We start from the raw sequence: 19,005 nt of genomic DNA on the forward strand, positions 1-19,005 counted from the left end.
TGCTCGTCACGGGCGGGCCCGGCATGGGCAAGAGCGCGATCCTCTCGCGATGGCTCGACCTGCAAGAGCAGCGCGCCGCACCACTTCCTCCGGCGCGACGTCATGGACTGGGATCGCCCCGAGGCGGTCGCGCGCTCCCTGTCGGCGCAGATCGAGGCGCTCTACCCGGCGCAGAAGGACCCCGAGGCGCGGCCGGAGAGCCGGCTGATCGAGGTCCTGGCGAAGGTCTCGAAGCACGAGCTCGCCCCCCGTGGAGAGCGCCTGGTGCTCATCGTCGACGGCCTCGACGAGGCGCGGAGCGAGGGCGCCGGGCAGAACCCGCTGCCGGGCTTTCTGCCCTATGCGCTGCCGCCGCGCGTGCACGCGCTCTGCGCCTCGCGCCCGCAGTACCCGCACCTCGCGTTGCTGGAGAGCCGCGGGAACGTGCGGCGCATCGATCTCGACGCGCCCGCGTGGGCGAGCTCGAACGAGCAGGCCTGCCGCGTCTTCTGGGCCGACCAGAGGCGCCCCGCTTCGTGCCGCGGCTCGACCCGAGGCTCGTCGAGGAGGCGGTCGCGCGGGCGGAGGGGAACCTGCTCTACGCGGTGAAGCTGCGGGAATGGCTCGACGAGCAGCCGGTCGAGCAGCGGCGCGTGGAGCGCCTGCCGCGAGGACTGAGCGGGTTCCTGGAGCAGATCTGGCAGCAGCTCCGGGGCTTGCCGCGGGAGCAATTCGGGCTCGTCGCGAACGGGCTAGGCCTGATCTGCGCGGCGCGGGAGGCGCTGCCGCTCGAGGAGATCGAGGCGGCGTGGGGGTGGAACGATGTGGAGGCCGGGGAGGACTTCCTTCGCGCAGCGCGGACGCTGCTCCTGGAAGAGCCGGCGTCGTGCCGTGGCGCGCGGGCCTACCGGCCGTACCACGAGGCGTTTCGCGCGTTCGTCGCGGAGAAGCTCGGGCCGAAGCGCATGGCCGAGGTGCACCGGCGGCTGCTGGAGACGACGGCGCGGTGGCCGGTGGCCGAGGGGGAGAGCGAATTCCGGAGGCGTTATGCCGCACGCCATGCGATCGCGCATGCGCTTGCGGCGGGCGAGCGGGAGAAGGTGCGGGGGCTCTGCCGGGACCTCGGGCTGCTGGAGGCGCTCTGCGGCGAGGATGGGCCGGCTGCGCTCGAGGACGCGCTGCACCTCGGCGCGAAGGAACTCGGGGACGGCGAGATCGACCTGCTGCACCGGGCGGTGCGGGCCGAGTCGCACTGGCTCCGCGAGGCGCCGGAGGCGCTGTCGGAGCTGATCGACAACCGGCTGCGCTCGGCCGGATGGGAGGCGGAGCGGATCGCGCGTACGCTGCGCTTCCCGCGCGGCCTGCCGAAGATCCGGTTGCGACATCCGGTACGGATGTGGACCGGAGAGGAGCGCACGCTGAACGGTCACTCCGATGGGGTCAGCGCCTGCGCGCTCAGCCCCGATGGCCGGCGCATCATCTCCGCCTCCGACGACAGGACGCTCAAGGTCTGGGATACTGCGACAGGGGAATGCCTCGGCACCGTGCGCGGAGTCGGCCTCTTCTTGAGCGCGGCCGTATCGCAACAGCATCTCTACGCAGGCGACGCAAACGGCAACCTCTGGCATCTCTGTTTCACGGGCTCGGAACGTCATGAAACGGGCCTTCCCGCGAGGACGCCCATCCGGCTCTTCTTCAGCTACTCCCACAGGGATGAGAGCCTCCGCGACGAGCTGGAGACCCATCTCGCCCTCCTCAAGCGCGAGGGCCTCCTCCAGAGCTGGCATGACCGCCGCATCGCCGCCGGCGATGAATGGGCAGGCCAGATCGACAGGAACCTCGACGAGGCCGAGGTGATCCTCCTCCTCGTCAGCGCCGACTTCCTCGCCTCCGACTACTGCTTCGACAAGGAGATGAAGCGCGCCCTCGCGCGCCACGACGCCGGCCAGGCCCGCGTCATCCCGATCCTTCTACGGGAGACCGACTGGCAAAGCGCGCCGTTCGCCAGGCTCCAGGCGCTGCCGAAGGATGCCAGACCAATCACGCTCTGGCCGGACCGCGACGCAGCTTGGACCGACGTGGCGAAGGGCATCCGGCGCGCGGTCGAGTCGTCCCGGAGGAGCTCCGGGTAGCTCCCGGGCCAGGTCTTCGGCTCGGCGTCCGTCGTCCCGCTTGCGTTCGATGGCGCTGTGTGTGAGCCTACAACGCGTCGGAGGTGCTTATGAAGAGACTGTTAGCCATCTTGTTCGCCGGAATGATCGTTGGATCGTCGACCGCTGGCTGTGTGGCTGCGAGTCCGGATGAAGGGGACGACGAGAGCGGAGAGACGAGTAAAGTCGAGATCTTGGAGACGCCAGATCTGCAGCCAGCGAGCACGACGTACTGGGCGTGCGAGGGAACGAGCTGCGGAGGCTATGGGCGCGGCGTACGATACGAATGCTTCGGCGGCCAAGACCCATTCTGCTATCGCACTGAAACCAATATCTGCTGTTAACGGCACAAAGCGGAGACAGGCGCGGCGACTCGCGACGTAGGGCATGCCGCGCACCGCCTCGTCGCGCGCCGACGCGAGCGACGCGCCGAACGGCTCGCAGACGAGCGTCTCCAGGTAGATAGTCATATCGCGACATGCTCGCCCGCCCCGCGCCAGCGCTCACCCAAGTCCCATCCCCCCGCCAGCCCCGCCCCTCACCGATACGGCCCTCCCCGCCGCTCCCCCCGCATCTCGCGCGCGAGCGCCAGCATCGGCCGCAGCACCTCCCGCGCCGCCGCCGGATCCGCGAGCGGCCCCGCAATCGCCACCGCGATCTCCCCCGGCGCCACCGCGACCCCCTCCTCCGCGCCCGCGACGCCCCCGAGGCGCGCCGCCTGTTCCAGGATCGCCCCCGCGATCCCCTGCTCCGCCGCCCTCCTGGGCCTGCCCGCGCCCGCGATCGGCGGATCCAGCCGCAGCGCGATCCGCGTCCCCGTCGGCGCAGCCCCCTTGAACAGCGTCTCCACCTCGAACCCCGCCCCCTCGAACATCCCCGAAAGCCGCATCGATCCGACCCGGAGCGCCCCATCGCTCTCCTCCGCGAAGCGGCGCCACGCGGGCAGCCACGCGGCCATCGCCGCGGGCGGCGGAAGCGCCGCGCCGGCCTCCGCGATCGCCCGCGCGAGCGCGTCGAGCGGCGCCAGGAACGCCGCGAGCTCCGGCTCGTCCAGCGCGGCGGCGGCGCTCCACACCCGCGCCTCCGCGTCGTCGACCTCGGCCCGGCCGAACGCGCTCAGCGCGCGCCGCAGCGCGGGCGTGAGCGCCGCCAGCACCTGCGCCTCCTCTCGCCCCCGCACCCGGAAACGCCGATCGAAGCCGCTGTCCCCGGTCGCGACCCCGCCGAGCTCCAGCAGGGCACGCAGCCGCACGTCGAGACGCAGCCCCCACGGCTCCGCGAACCTCACCGTCGCGCCCAGGCCGCCCCACGACTCCCTCTCGGCCGGGATCACCTCCACGGCGCACCCCGCGCGCACCCCGCGGAGCGCCAGCTCCCGCTCCGCGAGCGACAGATCGATCCGCTGCCCCACCCGCGACCAGAGCGCGCGCCAGCGATCCGCGCCGATGCGCGGCCGCTTCCCCTCGAGCCCGGCGCGCGGCTCGAACACGTCGACGAACACCGGCACGCGGTGCAGCAGCCGGCCCTCCATGTGCTTGAGCGCCATCTCCAGCACGTACTCCAGGGAGACGTCGCCGAAGCTGAAGGACGGCGCGAGACCGCGCGGCAGCGCGATGTGGAAGGGCACCTCCTGCCCCTCGGCGATCTTCGTGAGATCCTGAAAGAACGAGAGCCGGCGGCGCTGGCTCGATCGGTCCCTCGTCCGATGGCGCTCGACGCTGACCAGCGCGACGTCGAGCGCGATCGGACGACTCCCGGCGAGACCGCGGAAGGCGACGGCCCCGGCCAGGATCTCGCCAGGGGCGAACGTCCGGCCCGGCAGCGACACCTCGAGGAATGCGCCGCTCTCCGGCCCGCTCGCGCCGGTGAACGGCTCGTCCCTCGGCGCCTCCGCGATCGAGGGCCGGACGAGGATCTCCTTGCGCTCCGCGGCGTCGAGCCACCACGGGATGGAGACGAGCGCGCCGACCTTGCAACAGAGGGATGCGATGACGCCGGCGTGAGACGGCGGTACGTCGCCCGGCAGCGTGAACGAGACCCGGTAGCGATGATTCCCCGCGCCGAGCCGCCCCTTCCCGGCCACGTCCACGCTGAGGGCGAGCAGATCGCGAGACCCGGAGAGATTCCCGTCCTCGTCGGTGTTGCTATGCACGGCCAGCGTGAACTCCAGCGTCACGCGCACGAAATTGATCGGCGTCTCCGCGGCGCAGTCGAGCGAGATCCCGACGTCGAACGTGTCGCCCGCGTGCACGACCCTGGGCACGCGGAGCGTGATGACAGGGCGACTCCTCATGGCCGCCTTCGAGCGTAAACGACCGCGACCCGGCCGGGCGCCCCTCTCCGCCCGACATGCGGCGACGCGGCGGGCCCTACCCGCCCTGCAGCGCCCCCCCGCCCCGCGCCATGTACGCCGCGAACAGCGCCGGCGCGAGCCGCTTCATCGCACGCCGCGCCTCGATCACCGCCTCGCCGGACCGCCGCGCCTCCCGCGACGACGCCGCGGCGAGCGCCGCGACGAAGCGCCGCGCCATCGAGAGCGCCTCGGCCTGCGCGGGCGACCACGGCCGCTCCGGCGCTCCTCCGGATGCGGCGGCGCCGCCAGAGCCCGCCTCGTCGAGCGCGATCGCGATCCCCACGGGCGGCGGCAGGACGCCGGTCACGATCCCGACGGGCGCCGACCACGCCGCCGGCTCGTCCTCGATCTCGAGCTCGTACCGCGCGACGTCGGGCAGGCCGCGCACCGCCTCGTCGCGCGCCGACGCGAGCGCCGCGTCGAACGGATCGCCGAGGAGCGCCTCCAGATAGAACCGCCGCGCCGCGGGCTCGCCGAGCGACGTGGCGGCGTCGCCGAGCAGGAACAGCGCGCGCGCGCTCCGCCGCGCCTCCACCGCGCGCAGCAGCGAGGCGTGCGCCCCGGGCACGTCGCCCGCCGCGAGCCAGTAGTACCCGGGAGGCTGCCCCTCGAGCCGGCCGTCGTCGCCCTCCGCCGCGCGGAGCGCCGCCGCCACGCGGCCGAGGAGCACGCGGCGCAGCGACGCAAAGGCGCCGCTCTCGCGCTCGAGGCCGCGCGCGATCTCGAGCAGCCCGGCCGCCGGCGCGGCGGAGCCCAGGGCCCGCGCGAGCTTCCGCTCGAGCGCGGCGATCCGCTCGGACTGGCGGCGGATGTCGGCGTCGGCCGGGTGGAGCGCCGCGAGCTCCGCGAGCATCGGCCGCGCCTCGCCGAGCTCCCCCGCGGCGATCGCCCCGGCCGCGCGCGAGAGCCGCAGCGTGCGCTGCGCGAACAGGTCGAGCTGCCCCGCGGGCGCGCCGTCGCCCGGCGGCGGGCCGGCGGCGCCGTCGAGCAGGCCAGGCTCCGCCGGGAGCGCGCGGCCTTCGAAGAGGGAGAGCTGTCGCATCTCGAGATCGGGCTCCGCGCAGGCACCTGACCCTACCTCGAGCGACGCAAGGCCGAGGGCATTGCATCGACAGGAGTCCGTTTGCCGCCCGACAGCCGATGTCGAGCGGCCCCGCTCGGCGCGACAGCGGCGCTCCGCGAAGCGCGCGGCGCACCTCGTCAGCAGCGCGCGGTGCGTCGCCGAGAGAGGCGCGTGAGCTCTCCTACTCGGCCGCCTCGCTCAGCCGCTCCGGCACGAGATCGTGGGCGTCGTCCTCCGCGCGGGCGCCGGCCGCGCGCTCGCGGAAGCGCGCCTCGCCCTCGACGCGGCGGAGCTCGTCCGCGAGGGCCGGCGCCGGGTCGCAGGCGATGCCGCGCGCCGCCCGCGCGAGCGCCCCGCCAGGGTCGCCGACCGAGAGCGCCTGCCGCGCCGCCTCGAGGTACGCCGCGGCCGCGCGCGCAGGCTCGCCGCCGCGCTCGAAGTGCTCGGCCAGCGCCATGGGATCGGCCTCGCCGCGCTCCGCGAGGAAGCCGCCCGCGAGGGCGTGGCCGAGCCGCCGGTCGCCCTCGGTCAGCATGGCATAGGCGGCCTCCCGGAGGAGCGCGTGGCGGAAGCGGTACACGGCGCCGCTGCCCGCGCCGCCCGCGCCGCTCGCGCCGCCCGCGCCTCCCGCGCCGAGCCGCACGACCGCCCCGCGCCGCGCGAGCTCGTCGAGCGCGCGCGCGACGTCCGCGCCGCCCACGAGCGCGGCGACCCCCGCCTCGGAGAACGCCTCGCCGAAGACACTCGCGGCACGGAGCGCCCGGCGCGCCTCCGGATCGAGCGCGTCGAGATCCGACTGCACCATCGCGAGCACCGTCTCCGGCGGCGCCGAGATCCTCCCGCGGGCAGCGGCGCGGATCTGCTCCTCCAGGCAAAACGCGTTGCCGTCGGCGCGCTCGACGATCGCCCGCACGAGGTCCGCGCTCGCCCGGGCGCCGAGCGCCTCCCGCACGAGCCGCTCGCCGCCCGCCGGCGCGAGCGGCGGGAGGCAGACCTCCCTGCGCAGGTGCGGCCCCCAGAGCCCCGGGAAGATCTCGCGCACGCCGGGCCGCGCCAGCGCGAGCACCGCGAACGGCCGGCCCCGCAGGCGGCGCAGCGCCGCGTCGACCAGCGCCACGGTCGGCGGATCGCCCCAGTGCAGGTCGTCGAGCACGAGGAGCACCGGCCGCGCGGCGCACTCGGCGTCGAGGAAGGCCTCCCAGGCGAGGCGGAGCTCGTCGCTCGAGATCGGCGGGCGCCGCGCCGGATCGAGCCGCGCGTCGCCGCCGTCCGGCGGCGGGGCGCCCGCGAGCTCGCCGAGCAAGGGCGAGATGCGCGCGCCCGCGGCGGCGCCGCCGCGGCGCGCGGCGCGCGCGCGGAGCTTGCGCCGCCGCGCGGCGATCGGCTCGCCGTCGCGAAGGCCGAGCCCGCTGCGGAGCGCGCGCTGGAGCAGGCCGAAGGCGGAGCCCGCGCTCATCGGGTCGGCCTGGCCGATCCACACCTCGAGGGGCTCGCCGCGCGCCCGGAGCGCGCGGACGAGCTCGTAGCCGAGCCGCGACTTGCCCGCCCCGGCCGCGCCCGTCACGAGCACCGCGCCCGGCGCCCTGCCGCGGAGGCAGGCGTCGATCTCGGCCTCGACCAGGCCGAGCTCGCGCTCGCGGCCGACGTACGGCGTCGGCCGCCCGAGGAGCGCGGGCGGCGCGTCGAGCGCCTCCTCGCGGGCGCCGTACAGCCAGCACCCCGACGCGTCCCGGGTCGCGCCGAACCGCGCGCCGAGCAGGCCCGCGGTCATGTCGTCGATGCGGATGGCCGCCGGGCGGTGCGGATCGCGCGAGCCCTGGACGAGCTGCACAAGGCGGTCGATCACCGCGCCGACCGGCAGCCGCGCCGCGACCTCGGCCCGGCCGGTGACGAGCGAGAGCCGCGCGCCGCCGAGCAGCTCCCGGAGCGAGAGCGCGCAGCACGCCGCCTGGGCCGCGAGATCGGCGGGCGCGGAGGGCCCCGAGAGCGTGACGAGCAGCCATCGCGCCTCCAGGAGCTCGATCCGGCCGCGGTGGCGCTCGACGATCTCCTGGATGGCGCGCGATCGGCCCTCGTCCGCGGTCTCCGAGAGGGTCGCCTCGGCGTCGGCCTCGTCCTCGTCCTCACGCGCGAGGATGAGGCACATGACCCGCCGCTCGCTGGCCGTGATCTCGCGCGCGCGGGGCGGCGGGTGGGACGACGAGGGCTGCGACCACGGCGGCAGGTCGCCGCCCGGGCGCCCGTCGAGCGCCTCCGAGGCGAGCGCCGCCGCGACCGCGCCGCCGTCGCGCGGGCGGGCCTCGCGGGCCTTCGACAGCATCCGCGCGACGAGCCGATCGAGGCCGGCCGGGACGTCGCCGCGGAGCTCCCTGAGCCGCGGCGGCTCCTCGAGGAGGACCTTCATGAGCACCGAGAGCGGGTCGCCGCCGGCGAAGGCGGCGCGCCCGGTCAGGCACTCGAAGAGCACGCTGCCGAGCGCGAAGACGTCGGCGCGCGCGTCGATCTGGGGCTCGCCGCGGGCCTGCTCCGGGGCCATGTACTGCGGCGTGCCGCGGATCTCGCCGAGCGTCGGGAACTCCTCCTCGTCCCCGGAGAAGCGCGCGGCGCCGAAGTCGATGAGCCGGGCGCGCTCGAGATCGCCGCCCTCGAGGAGGAGGTTGCCCGGCTTCACGTCGCAGTGCACGAAGCCGAGGCGGTGGACGGCGGCGAGCGTCTCGGCCACGCGGGCGGCGAGCGTCAGGCCCTCGGCGATCGTGAGCGGCGCGCGATCGAGCCGCTCCGAGAGGGTCTCGCCCTCGAGCCACTCCATGGCGAGGTAGAGCCGGCCTCCCGCGGTCGCGCCGTGCGCGACGTAGCGGGCGACGCCGGGGATCGGGAGCGTCGCGAGGGCGAGCGCCTCGCGCGCGAGGGCGCCGAGCGCCGGGGTCGCGGCCGTCTGCAGGAGCTTGAGCGCGACCTTCGCGCCGGACCGGAGGTCGCGCGCGCGGTACACGCGCGCCGTCGCGCCCGAGGCGGCGTGCTCCTCGACCTCGAACCGGTCGTCGACGACCTCACCTGACCGCATCGAGCTGACGCGCTCCTCTCGGGCGCACGGCGCGCTTCTCTACAGCGTGCCAGCTGCGCGCGTCCGACGTCCACTGCCACCTGCCGCGACGCCGCGCGACGTGGCGCGGCGCGCGTGCCGGCACACCATCGCGGCCTACGTCGTCGCGCAAGGGCGGCGTCCGCGTCGGTGCCGCGTGCACGCTGGCGCACCTCCGCGGCGCGAGCGCGAGGGCGCCGCACGCGCGCCGCCGGCGACCGGGTCAGCGCGGCGCGACGCCCGCGGCCTCGCCCCCGGCGCGGCGCCGCAGCACCACGTACCGGAGGTGCGGCACGCCGCTCACCGCCGCGGGCGCGAACTCCTCGCCGGCGCCGGGCAGGCGCGCGAGGTGCTGCTCCACCCCGCGCGCGAAGCGCGAGGCGGTCCACGGCGAGGCGAGCGCCTGCCCCTCGGCGAGCAGCAGCACGAGCGCGTCCACCCCGCGCGCGTCGAGCAGCGCGCCGGGGATCCGCTTCGTGGTGTGCCCGCCGGGCAGCGCCGCGATCGCCGGATCCGTGACGCCCGCGAGATCCACGAGCGTCGCGCCCGTCGCGGCGCCGAGCCAGCCGACGTCGAGCGCCGCGACGACCTCGGCCCCGGCGAGCGCGCCGCGGAGCTCCTCGATCGCGCGCAGCCGATCGCCGCCGACGCGCGCGGCGGTCGGCCCGACGCGGATCGTCACGAAGAGCTGCCCGGCGAGCGCGAGCGCGATCCGGAGCGCCGTGGCGCGCGCGCCCGCGGCCGAGGCGACGTGGGCCGCCGCGAGCACGACCGCGGGCAGCGCCGGCACGACGAGCCGCGACAGCGGCATCCAGTCGCCGCCCGCCGCCGCGACCGCGAGGAAGTGCACGGCGACCGCCGCGAGCAGCCCGCGCGGCCACGCCGGGAGCGCGCGCCACGCGACCGGCGCGATCAGCGCCACCGGCCCGGTCAGGAGGAAGCACGCGAGCGCGTACCGGGCCCCGAGCGCCGCGTCCGGCGCCTTGGCGAGCGCGGCGAGCGGCGCCGCGCGCCCGAAGATCGCGAGCCGCGCCGCGGCCACCGCGACGAAGGGCAGGCCCGCGAGGGCGAGCGCGGCGAGCGCGCGGGCCCCCGCGGGCCGCTCCGCGGGCACAGGCGGCGCGGCGCCTGCGCCGCCGGCGCGCGGGGCCGCCAGGGCCGCGAGCGCGACGACGAGCGCGAACGGCAGGAGCTCCGGCCGGAGCGCCGCCGCCGCCCCGGCGCAGGCCGCGCCGGCGAGCGCCCAGCCGAGCGCCGGCAGCGCGACCGCGAGGGCGCCGAACGCCGCGACGACGCCGGTCTCCATGCCCGCCGCGGACCAGGCCGCGAGCGGCGCCGACGCCGGCACGAGCGCGAGCGCCGCGAAGCGCGCCGGCCTGCCGGAGGCCCGGTCGACCGCGAGCGCCAGGGCTCCGGCGGCGAGCGTCCACGCGGCGACGCCGATCGCCTTCGCGGCCGCGAGCGCGGCGAGCGGGCCTCCGGCCGCGAACGGCGCGAGCGCGAACGCCCACCCGAGCGGGGTCACGCCGTCGGTCACCGGCCCGGCCGCGTTGAAGCGGTAGCCCAGCCCGCGCGCGAGGTGGTGCGCGTAGCGCGCCGTGATCAGCGCGTCGTCGACCGTGAACCCCGAGAGCGCGAGCGCCGGGAGCAGCGCCGCGAGGGCGCCGGCGAGCGCGACGAGCAGCGAGCGCCTCCGCCCGGTCACGCGGCCCGTGCGTCCGCGCCGCACTGGAGGGGGCAGGAGGACCGCACGCCCGCCCTGGACCGGCGTTCGAGCTCTGCTGCGCGCGCTCCATCGAGGACGCATCGCCGGAGGCGCCGATGCTCGGGTTGCGCGGCCTTCGTCACGGCCGGCGATCCTGGGACAGGCGCACGAAGGACGCAATCGCGCTCGCCTGTCCGCAGCCGCGCAAACGCGCGGGCGAGCGGGCACGCGAGAGCGCGGACGTACGGCCGCGTGCACGCGCGAACGTCGAGAACGCCCGGGCGCGCCGCGCATCTCGCGCGGCGGACAGCGGCGGTGACGCTGCGCCTCGTGGCAGCCATGCGCCCTCGTGGACGGTATAGTTTCTCGCATGGCACTTCCCGCCGCGCTCCTGGCCGCCGTCGAGCGGCATTCCTGTTTCACCGGCTGCTATCGCAGCGAATCGGAAGTCCAGGTCTGCATCGATCCGGCGCAGGCGCTCGTGCCGACGGTGCCTGTCTGCTGCAGCGATTGCCTGAACTTCCACCCGGCGGCGCTCGTGAGCCTCCTGCCGCTCGGCATGACGTCGTACGCGCTGGCGAACGCGCTGACGGCCCACGTCCGCTCCCTGCGCGGGTACAAGTGGGCGACCGGCGGTTATCACACCGCGGGCACCGGCTTCTGGCTCAACGCCGCCTACTACGGCAACGGGCTCTTCCTCGTCGACGCCGCGCGCAACCGCAACGCGCGGACCGACGTCGACATGCTGATCGAGGCGTTCCAGCACGGCATCGTCCAGCCGGAGGACCCGCGCATGCTCGACCCGGCGCTCTACACGACCGAGCTCGCCTACATCAACATGTCGAGGCCCATCCTGCCGGTCCGCAGCAAGCAGGATCTCCTGGCCTCCCCGCAGCGCAGCGCCACGCCGAGGCAGGGCTTCTCGCGCGTGTCGATCGTGGAGTTCCAGCCGCTCGCCGCGGCCGGCGTCGCCGCGGGCGCGCAGCCGGCGAAGCCGGCGCCCCCGCCCCGCGAGCTCAAGCTCGGCGACACGTGCCCGACGTGCGGCGCCGCGGTCATGGAGCGGCCGCTGTTCTCCGGCACCTTCGTCGGCTGCCTCTGCTGAGCGCGGCCGCCTTGCCTGGTCGCAGGGACGGCGGCGCGGTCGCGCGGCCCGGTCACGGGGACAGCGGGGCGGTCGCGCGCCACACGGTGCCGCCGGTCGCCGGATCGATCGCGCGCAGCGCGGCGCCGCTCACCGCGGCGCCGCTCACGACGTACACGTAGGGGCCCGCGGCCTTCACCGCCACGATCCGATCGCCGAGGTAGCCCGCCGCGCGCTCGTACCGGCTGGCCCCGGTCGCGGGATCGAGGGCGATGATCCGCAGCTCCGTGCCCCCGACGACATCGACGCCGACGACGATGGCGGCGCCGCCGCTCGCGACGAGGAAGAGGTCCGGCCGCCCGCCGGAGAGCGGCGCGCGCACCGGGAGCTCTTTCTTCCAGAGCGACGCGCCGCCGCGCCGCCCCTCGGCCGAGAGCCGCGGCGGCCCCTCGGTCGGCGCCGTGAGCGCGACCTCCACGTCGCCGACGTGGACCACCTGGGGGTTCTTCTTGCGCTCCCAGAATTGCCCCGTGATCGCCGACGGCGGCGGCGCGGTCGGGCAGTCGGCCACCTCGCCGCCGCCGAGCTTGATCCCGGTCGACGTGCCGTCCTTCATCACGACGGTCGCGCAGCCCTCGCCGGCCGCGACCTCGTCGGGGGGCCCGGGCAGGCTCGCTGCCCAGCGCGGCTTGCCCGTGCGGGCGTCGAGCGCGTGCAGCGTGGCGCTCTCCCCGCCGGCGAGCACCGTGCTCTGGTCGGGGCAGGCGAGCGCGTCCGGCCGGTCGAGGTCCGACGACGACCAGATCCCCTGCCCGCTGCGCCCATCGACGGCGACCACCCGCCCGCGCGTCTTGCCGTCCTGCCACAGCACCGGGTCGGGCGCGTCGTCGCCGTTCGCGTCCACGAAGCAGAGCGCGTCGAGCTGCGTCGTGAGCTGGCGCGCGCGCGGGGCGGCCTCCTTCGGCGGCTCGACGCGCGCGAAGAACATCACCGCGAAGCCGGCCCCCACCGCCGCCATCGCCACGGCGAGGAGCGCCTTCACCGCCCGGGGCGGCCCCGGGGCCGGCGCGGGCGCGGGGCTGCCCGGCAGTGAGGCCGGCGCGGGCACGGGGGTGCCCGGCAGGGCGGCCGACGCGCCCGCCACGCCGGGGTTCTCGGCGCCGCAGCGCGGACACGTGATCCCATGACGGCTTGCCTCCAGCGAGGCACCACAGCTCCTGCAGGGCCGCATCGCGCCAGTCTATCGCCGCGGGGCGCCCGCGATCGAGAGCGACGGCGCGCGGCGCGGCGGCGAGCGCGCGGCCGGGCAGCGTCCTCGGCCGGGGCCCTGACCCGATGCTCCTATTTTGCCCACAGGAGGGAGAGATCGAGCTCGATGGCAAGGCACGCCAGCGCGGCGGCCCGCTACGCCCAGAGCACCGAGAGGTCGAGCTCGATGGCGTCGAACGGCTCGACGCGGACCCGCGCGGCGTCGCGGTGGACCATCGCAGGCCCCCAGCGACGATCCTCGCCCAGCACGTAGACCTCGAGCGTGCGCGCGATCGGGTCGATCAGCCACGCGTGCCGGACGCCCTCGCGCGCGTAGATCGGCATCTTCTCGTCGCGGTCAACCCCCTCGGTCGACGGGCTCAGGACCTCGCAGCTCCAGTCCGGGGCGAGCTCGAAGTAGGCCGTTTGGGGCAGCTCGGGCATGCGCTCGACGCGCCAGCCCGCGAGGTCGGGCACGAGCGCATCGATCTCGCCGGGCGCATTCGGATCGGAGAAGTGGAGCTCGAGCTCGTCCAGGATGTGCCAGCCGCCGGGTCCGCCCTCGCCCAGATCGAAGGGGCCGGACAGCTTCCCCCCGAGCCTGGACGACGCCCGCGCATGTCGTGGTGCCGGCCGAGGAAACACGTGCAAGGTACCGCGGACGAGCTCCGCCACCTTGTTCGGCGGGACGGCTTCGAGGTCGGCGTACGTCGCGCGGCGGGGCTTCTCGGCGGGCTGGCCCATGGACGAAGCCTGCCCGGTACGCCGAGGGGCGGCAATGCGGCGCGGAGCGAGCGCCAGCGGCAAGCGCCGGCAAGGGCGGGAACAAAGGGCGCATCCATCACGGATGCCACCCTCGGGCCGCTTGCCCTATCCGGCCGCAATCCTCTGAAGCTCCGGTGGACCGCGTCGCTTGAAGCTCCGGTGGACAGCGTCGCTTCGCACCCCCGCCCCCCGCCTCTACGGCTTCGGGATCCGCAGCGTGCCGCTCACCATCGCGCTGCCGCTCACCACGTAGACCAGGCTGAGCGGGTGGAACGCCCAGGGGCCGAGCGCGATCGACCCGAGCCAGATCTGCTCGTGCACGCGCTCCTGCGCGAAGAGCACCCCGAAGAGCAGCACGATGAGCAGGCTCGTGGGAATCGGCGTGCCCTCGTAATACCGCACCTTCCCGCGGTCGTCCGACAGCTCGGCCGCGGTCACGTTGTACCGCGCGAGGCGGCTGATCCCGCAGGCGACGAAGTAGACGAGCGCGGCGGCGTCCCACGGGCCGCGCAGGCCGAGCGCGTAGCCGAGCACCGCGGGCGCGACGCCGAACGAGACCACGTCGGCCAGCGAATCGAGATCGGCCCCGAGCGGCGAGTGCCGGCGACGCCACCGCGCGATCGTGCCGTCGAGGACGTCGCACGCGAGCGCGAACGGCAAGAGCCCGAAGACCACCCAGATGTAGACGCGCTCGCGCTCGGCCACGTAGTTCAGGCAGAGCAAGATGCTCAGGGTGCCGCTCGCCGCGTTCGCCAGCGTGACGAAATCGGCCAGCGCGAACGACCGGAGCATCGAGAAGTGGGGCGGTCTTTCGGAAGGCATGGCGCTCGGGGTGCGGAGTGTTGCACGTCCGGTTGGATTGCCAACCATTCTACGTTGCGCGCATCGCGCGCGCCGCCGACCTCGCGCCGTCCTCGCGCCAGAGGGCACGCCCCGCGGGGGCTGCCGCGGCGGGCGCCCGGCGCTGTCTAGTCAGGTGGCACGGGCTTGTCCACTCCGCGGCTATCCGCGCACAAAACTTAGGACCCGGCCCCACGCTGCCTAGCATCCGTCGGCGGATGCCCGGACTGTCTCTTGTCGCCGACAACACCCGATGCTCACCGGAGCCCGAGCGCACGTCGCTGCGCGATGTGCTCGACTTCGTCCTGGAGGGGGCGCGCAACGCACCTCCTCCGCTCGATGAGGCGGCGCTGCCGCTGCGCGCCGAGGCCGAGGCGCTGCCGCTGCTCTGCGATCTCGCCGAGGCCGCGGCGGAGCTCGCCTCCGGACGCCGCGCGCGCGCCGTCGTGCGGCTGTGCCTCGAGCCCGATCCCTGGGAGCTCGGCCTCGAGCGCGTGGGCCGCGATCTGCTCGTCACCGTCTTCCACGGCGGCGATGTGCCCGAGGTCGCCCTGCACGAGCGGCGCTTCGAGGGCGAAGCGCTCTGCGCGCGCGTGCTCTCGGCCATCGACCGGTTCGCCGCGCACCGGAGCCCCAGCGCCCGCCGCGACGCCGCCTTCTCCGACAACGACACGGGCGGCGGCCTCGGCGAGCACCGGCTCCCGGCCGCGCGGCGGTGCCTCGCCGCCGCCCTGCCGTTCTCGCCCGACGATCCGGGCGGCGAGCCCGCCATCGTGGGCGTCGAGCCGACCGGCGAGATCCCGATCGCCATCGCGGCCGAGGCGCTCCTGCGCACGTCCCAGGGCGCCGCGCTCACCCAGCCGGCCGTGCTCCGGGCCGACCTCTTCTCGCTCCTCTTCCGGGGCAAGATCCGCGTGCTCGTGGGCGAGGAGGCGCGGGAGCTGCCCGACGTCTTCATCTTCCCGTTCGCGGAGCAGCTCGCGTCGCTGTCGCTCGAGTCGCTCGACGCGTGGGCGCGGCGGCAGCCCTACCACCGGCGGCTGACCGTCGGCGGCGCGATCCTCGGCGTGCGGCTGCACAGCGAGGGGGCGCTCTCGCTCACGCTCGGCGTGCCCCGCGTGGGCCGCGTCCCGCCCGCCGATCCGCGCGCGCTCGGCCCGGGCCGCGGCTCGCCGTTCGCGGCCGCCGAGGAGCGGGCGCAGACCTGGACCTTCCCGGCCGTCGACGTGGCCGCGCTCGCCCAGGGCGTCGTCGCGTTCGGACGCGCGCTGGCGCGCAGCCTCGTGCGCCGCGATCGCGCGCAGACCTCGAACCTGCGCCTGTTCGAGTTCCGGGCGCGCGTGCGCGAGCTCGCCGAGCGGCTCCGCGAGCTCACCCGCAACGACGCGAAGATCAACGTGGCCCCGGAGACGTACCGCGCCTTCGCCGCGGCGGCGCGCCCGCAGGCCGCGGCCGAGGACACGTTCGGGCGGACGCGGCTGCGCTTCACCGCCCGGTGGGTCGCGGCGATCCCCTCGGTCGACCTCCGCGCCACCTTCCTCTGCGGCGACGTGCTCGTCGTGGGCTCGACGCGCGAGCTCACCTGCATCGATCGGCGCACCGGCGAGTGCCTGTGGCGCAAGCAGGCGCCGCGCGCGGTCTCGGTGATGACGCCGGTCGGCCTCGGGCGGCTCCTGCCCGACGGCACGCTGCAGCTGCACGAGCTGTCGACCGGCGAGGTGGCCTGGTCGACGCGGCTCTCGCCGCGCGTCGGCGCGAACGCCTCGGGCGCGGTGGTGAGCGCCCCCGGGCTGCCCCGGATGCTCATCGTGAGCGAGGGGACGCGCCACCTGGCGGCGGTGGACCTCTACTCGGGCGAGGTGCGCTGGCGCTACGCCGCGCGGCGCGGCGAGAACTTCCGGCTGCGCCGCGCGGGCAAGCTCGTCGTGGTCGGCAGCGGCGAGCCGGCGCTCGCGGCGCTCGACGTGCTGAGCGGCGAGGTCGTCTGGCGCTTCTGCGACCGGCTGCCGTTCGCGTCGCCGGTGGCGGTCGATCACGACGCGCTCTTCGCCCTGGCCGGCGACGGGGCGTTCGTCGGCCGCGGCGGGGCGCGGCTGCACCACCTCGACCCGTGGTCGGGCGAGGCGCGGTGGACCGTCGACCTGCCGAAGCACGTGGCGCCGGTCGGCGCGCCGCTGCTCGGGCCCGAGACCGTGTGCGTCGTGACCCACGGGCGGCGCGGCACCGGGCTCGTCGGGCTCGATCGCCGCACCGGGGCGACGCGCTTCGACCTCACCGCGTGCGCGGCGACGGCCTCGTGCCTCATGGTCGACGACGTGGTCGTGGTGAACAGCGAGGCGGGCGAGATCGTCGGGGTCGGCGCGCACGACGGCGCGGTCCGGTACCGGCACGTGCTCGCGGGCGGCGTCGAGGGGGACCGGCCGCGGCGCCTCGAGCCGGTGCTCCGCTCGGGGGCGCTGTTCGTGCCGCAGAACGAGGTGCACGTGGTGCGGCCGCGCGACGGCGCGCTGCTCGGCAAGGTGCCGACCGACCTCATCCCGGATCTCCTCCGGGTCGACGAGCGGTGCGACGTCTACGTCGCCGAGGAGAGCGGCCACCTGGCCGCCTTCGCCGCGGCCCCGCGGCTCAGCCTCGTCCAGTAGCCGCCGCAGAGCGGCGGCCCCCGGCCGCCCGGCGCCGCGGCGCGCTCAGCGCCCCCGCCGGGCGGGCTTCCGGGCCGGCTTCCAGATGAGCTCGAGCGTCACGTCGGTCACGCCGTCGTGGATGAGCCCGATCCGCTCGGCGGCCCGGCGCGACAGGTCGATGATCCGGCCGCGCTTGAACGGGCCGCGGTCGTTGATCCGCACGCGCACGCGCCGGCCGTCCCGGCGGACGACATCGACGAGCGCGCCGAAGGGGAGCGTCCGGTGCGCCGCCGTGAGCGCGCGGGGGTTGTAGGGCTCGCCGCTCGCGGTGGCGCGGCCCTTGAACTTGTCGGCGTAGTAGGTGGCGCGCCCGCGCTGGATCGGCACGCCCTTCGCCGCGCCCCGGGCGCTCGCGGGCGCGATGGGCGTGGAGATGCGGCCGTCGTCCTCGCCCGCGTCGTCGTCCTCTCCGGCCCGGCCCGGCGCGAGCGCCGCTCGGGGGCCCGGCGGGCGGGAGACCTCGGCGGACAGGGGCAGCGCGCCGCTCGTCCGGGCTGGGGGCGGCTGGTGCGCGGCGCAGGCCGGGGTGCCGAGGAGGAAGAGGAACGCGAGCGCCCGCGCCGCGCCGCGCCGCGCCGCCGGCGTCATCACGTCGCCTCGGGCGCGGCGCGGTCGGCCGACGAGGGGTCGAGGGCGGCCGCGGGCGACGCCGCCGCGGCGGCGAGGGCCAGGTCGGCGGGCGCGCTCCCCTCCCCGTCCAGGGCCAGCGCGCGCGCGGCGCTGGCCTTGGACCGCACGAACCTGGCCAGCTCGCGGAACGGCACGCCGGTCGGGCAGGTCTGCTCCTTCTCGGCGAGCACCGCCTCGGGCACGTGCGAGAGCGCGAGCGCCGCGGCGTCGAAGTCCGGCATGCTCCGCGAGGACGCGAGCACCACGGTCATGAGCCCGGGGTAAGCCCCCCTCGAGGCGGCGATGCGCTCGGCCTCGCCGAGATCGCAGCGCCCGCACGCGATGCAGCGGGAGAAGCCGGGCAGCGCCGCGCGCTCGGCGGGCGAGAGCGGCGGCAGGCCGTCGGCGTCGTAGTTCTCGCGGAAGAGGGCAAGCCCGCTCGGCCCGTCGAACAGACGGCGCACCACGACCTTGAGGAGCGACCACGCGAGGACCGCAAGGGCTAGAGCACGGCCGGAAAGCACCCTCGGTCCATAACCCGAAACAGGGCCGCGCGCAGACCCGATGCGCCCGGCGCCGCCGGCGCGGCTCGGGCCGGGGCGCGAGGATGGATCTTTCCACCTCGATGGCGGTCGTACGCAGTGAACCCTCGTTAACAGCTCCCGAGGTACGGCCGCAGGCCCACCGAGGCACATCGCCGCCGCGCCGCCCGTCGATCCGGCCCTGGAGACGCTGGCATGTCGGGTGCACTGGCCCCCGGCATGTCCAACGGCTTGCCTCTCTGCGGTAAGGGATGCTCGGAAGACCTCGGCGACGTCGCCGAAGGGGTGCTGGTGCAGGAGATGATCGCGGGGAACGAGCGCGCCTGGCGCGCCTTCCACGCCCGGTACGATCGGCTGGTCCACCGCTGTATCAGCGGCGTGATCGCCCGCTTCTCCGCCGTGGTGGCGCAGGACGACATCCGCGACATCCACGCGACGCTGCTGATGCAGCTGATCTCGAACGACATGCGCAAGCTGAGGAGCTTCGACGCCGAGCGCGGCACGCGGCTCGGCTCCTGGATCGGCACGCTGGCCGTCCACTGCGCCTACGACCACCTGCGCGGCGCCCGCCGCGCGCCGCGCTGCGCCCCGCTCGACGACGCGGCCGTCGAGCTCCCCTGCGAGCGCCCCTCCCCGCAGGACCACGCCGAGCGCCGCGAGCGCGCCGCGATCGTGGGGCAGGTGCTCCACGATTTCTCCGACAAGGACCGCGAGTTCGTCGCGCTCTACTTCGGCGAGGGCCTGCCCCCGGAGCAGATCGCGGAGCGGATGCGCATCAGCGTGAAGACGGTCTACTCGAAGCGGCACAAGATCCAGAGCCGCCTCGAGGCGATGCTGTCCGGCGCGAGCCTCGCGGCCTGAGCCGCCCCCGCCCCCCGAAGGGGGCTCGGCGTCCGTCGGC

The 19,005-nt window shown here is 75.8% G+C and carries 15 protein-coding genes; 5 read left to right on the top strand and 10 right to left on the bottom strand.

Translation table 11 applies throughout. The features are described from left to right. Positions 1 to 102 precede the first annotated feature (102 nt). Together WMF26_RS21705 and WMF26_RS21710 are read left to right on the top strand one after the other, a co-directional pair. Positions 103 to 588 (top strand): hypothetical protein, encoded by a 486-nt coding sequence (locus tag WMF26_RS21705; RefSeq protein ID WP_438001890.1) that lies wholly within the window; start codon positions 103 to 105, stop codon positions 586 to 588. Beyond that, positions 516 to 2,111, top strand: a complete 1,596-nt coding sequence (locus tag WMF26_RS21710) for a TIR domain-containing protein (RefSeq protein ID WP_438001891.1) — start codon at positions 516 to 518, stop codon at positions 2,109 to 2,111. The genes WMF26_RS21705 and WMF26_RS21710 overlap by 73 nt, the downstream gene beginning before the upstream one ends. Before the next feature lie 101 nt (positions 2,112 to 2,212). Here WMF26_RS21710 and WMF26_RS21715 read toward each other — a convergent pair whose 3' ends face one another. The 5 genes from WMF26_RS21715 to WMF26_RS21735 all read right to left on the bottom strand — a co-directional run bounded on the left by WMF26_RS21715 (position 2,213) and on the right by WMF26_RS21735 (position 10,332). Beyond that, positions 2,213 to 2,599: a hypothetical protein gene (locus WMF26_RS21715; protein WP_438001892.1), complete on the bottom strand. Its 387-nt coding sequence runs from the start codon at positions 2,597 to 2,599 to the stop codon at positions 2,213 to 2,215. Between the two features lie 68 nt (positions 2,600 to 2,667). Then, complete coding sequence (locus tag WMF26_RS21720) at positions 2,668 to 4,422, bottom strand: hypothetical protein (RefSeq protein ID WP_438001893.1); 1,755 nt, start codon at positions 4,420 to 4,422, stop codon at positions 2,668 to 2,670. Positions 4,423 to 4,498: 76 nt separating this feature from the next. Next, positions 4,499 to 5,524: a hypothetical protein gene (locus WMF26_RS21725; protein WP_438001894.1), complete on the bottom strand. Its 1,026-nt coding sequence runs from the start codon at positions 5,522 to 5,524 to the stop codon at positions 4,499 to 4,501. A 202-nt stretch (positions 5,525 to 5,726) separates the two neighbouring features. Further along, a complete protein-coding gene (locus WMF26_RS21730) occupies positions 5,727 to 8,609 on the bottom strand; it encodes a serine/threonine-protein kinase (RefSeq protein ID WP_438001895.1) in 2,883 nt (960 codons plus the stop codon). 241 nt (positions 8,610 to 8,850) lie between these two features. Next, positions 8,851 to 10,332 (bottom strand): hypothetical protein, encoded by a 1,482-nt coding sequence (locus tag WMF26_RS21735; RefSeq protein ID WP_438001896.1) that lies wholly within the window; start codon positions 10,330 to 10,332, stop codon positions 8,851 to 8,853. A 370-nt stretch (positions 10,333 to 10,702) separates the two neighbouring features. Between WMF26_RS21735 and WMF26_RS21740 the strand changes: the two genes are divergently transcribed. Next, the gene (locus WMF26_RS21740) at positions 10,703 to 11,437 is read left to right on the top strand and encodes a hypothetical protein (RefSeq protein ID WP_061621259.1); all 735 of its coding nucleotides are present in this window, start codon (positions 10,703 to 10,705) and stop codon (positions 11,435 to 11,437) included. 52 nt (positions 11,438 to 11,489) lie between these two features. Here the strand turns inward: WMF26_RS21740 and WMF26_RS21745 are convergent, their stop codons facing one another. The 3 genes from WMF26_RS21745 to WMF26_RS21755 form a co-directional block, all read right to left on the bottom strand. Then, complete coding sequence (locus WMF26_RS21745) at positions 11,490 to 12,560, bottom strand: outer membrane protein assembly factor BamB family protein (RefSeq protein WP_438001897.1); 1,071 nt, start codon at positions 12,558 to 12,560, stop codon at positions 11,490 to 11,492. Between the two features lie 260 nt (positions 12,561 to 12,820). Further along, on the bottom strand, positions 12,821 to 13,408 hold the full coding sequence (locus WMF26_RS21750; protein ID WP_438001898.1) for a Uma2 family endonuclease: 588 nt from the start codon (positions 13,406 to 13,408) through the stop codon (positions 12,821 to 12,823). A gap of 216 nt (positions 13,409 to 13,624) precedes the next feature. Continuing rightward, positions 13,625 to 14,251: a CDP-alcohol phosphatidyltransferase family protein gene (locus tag WMF26_RS21755; protein ID WP_438001899.1), complete on the bottom strand. Its 627-nt coding sequence runs from the start codon at positions 14,249 to 14,251 to the stop codon at positions 13,625 to 13,627. A gap of 236 nt (positions 14,252 to 14,487) precedes the next feature. Between WMF26_RS21755 and WMF26_RS21760 the strand changes: the two genes are divergently transcribed. Then, positions 14,488 to 16,911, top strand: coding sequence for a PQQ-binding-like beta-propeller repeat protein (locus WMF26_RS21760; RefSeq protein WP_438001900.1), 2,424 nt, complete (start codon positions 14,488 to 14,490; stop codon positions 16,909 to 16,911). 45 nt (positions 16,912 to 16,956) lie between these two features. Here the strand turns inward: WMF26_RS21760 and WMF26_RS21765 are convergent, their stop codons facing one another. Beyond that, positions 16,957 to 17,541, bottom strand: a complete 585-nt coding sequence (locus WMF26_RS21765) for a septal ring lytic transglycosylase RlpA family protein (protein WP_438001901.1) — start codon at positions 17,539 to 17,541, stop codon at positions 16,957 to 16,959. After that, on the bottom strand, positions 17,541 to 18,086 hold the full coding sequence (locus WMF26_RS21770) for a hypothetical protein (RefSeq protein WP_437948089.1): 546 nt from the start codon (positions 18,084 to 18,086) through the stop codon (positions 17,541 to 17,543). Before WMF26_RS21770 ends, WMF26_RS21765 begins: the two co-directional genes overlap by 1 nt. Positions 18,087 to 18,299: 213 nt before the next feature. On the opposite strand from WMF26_RS21770, the gene WMF26_RS21775 reads away from it, so the two are divergent. Further along, positions 18,300 to 18,965: an RNA polymerase sigma factor gene (locus tag WMF26_RS21775; RefSeq protein WP_437338959.1), complete on the top strand. Its 666-nt coding sequence runs from the start codon at positions 18,300 to 18,302 to the stop codon at positions 18,963 to 18,965. The last annotated feature ends 40 nt before the right edge of the window (positions 18,966 to 19,005 follow it).

Origin of the sequence: Sorangium sp. So ce185 (assembly GCF_051526825.1) — a bacterium.
GTDB lineage: Bacteria > Myxococcota_A > Polyangia > Polyangiales > Polyangiaceae > Sorangium > Sorangium cellulosum_D.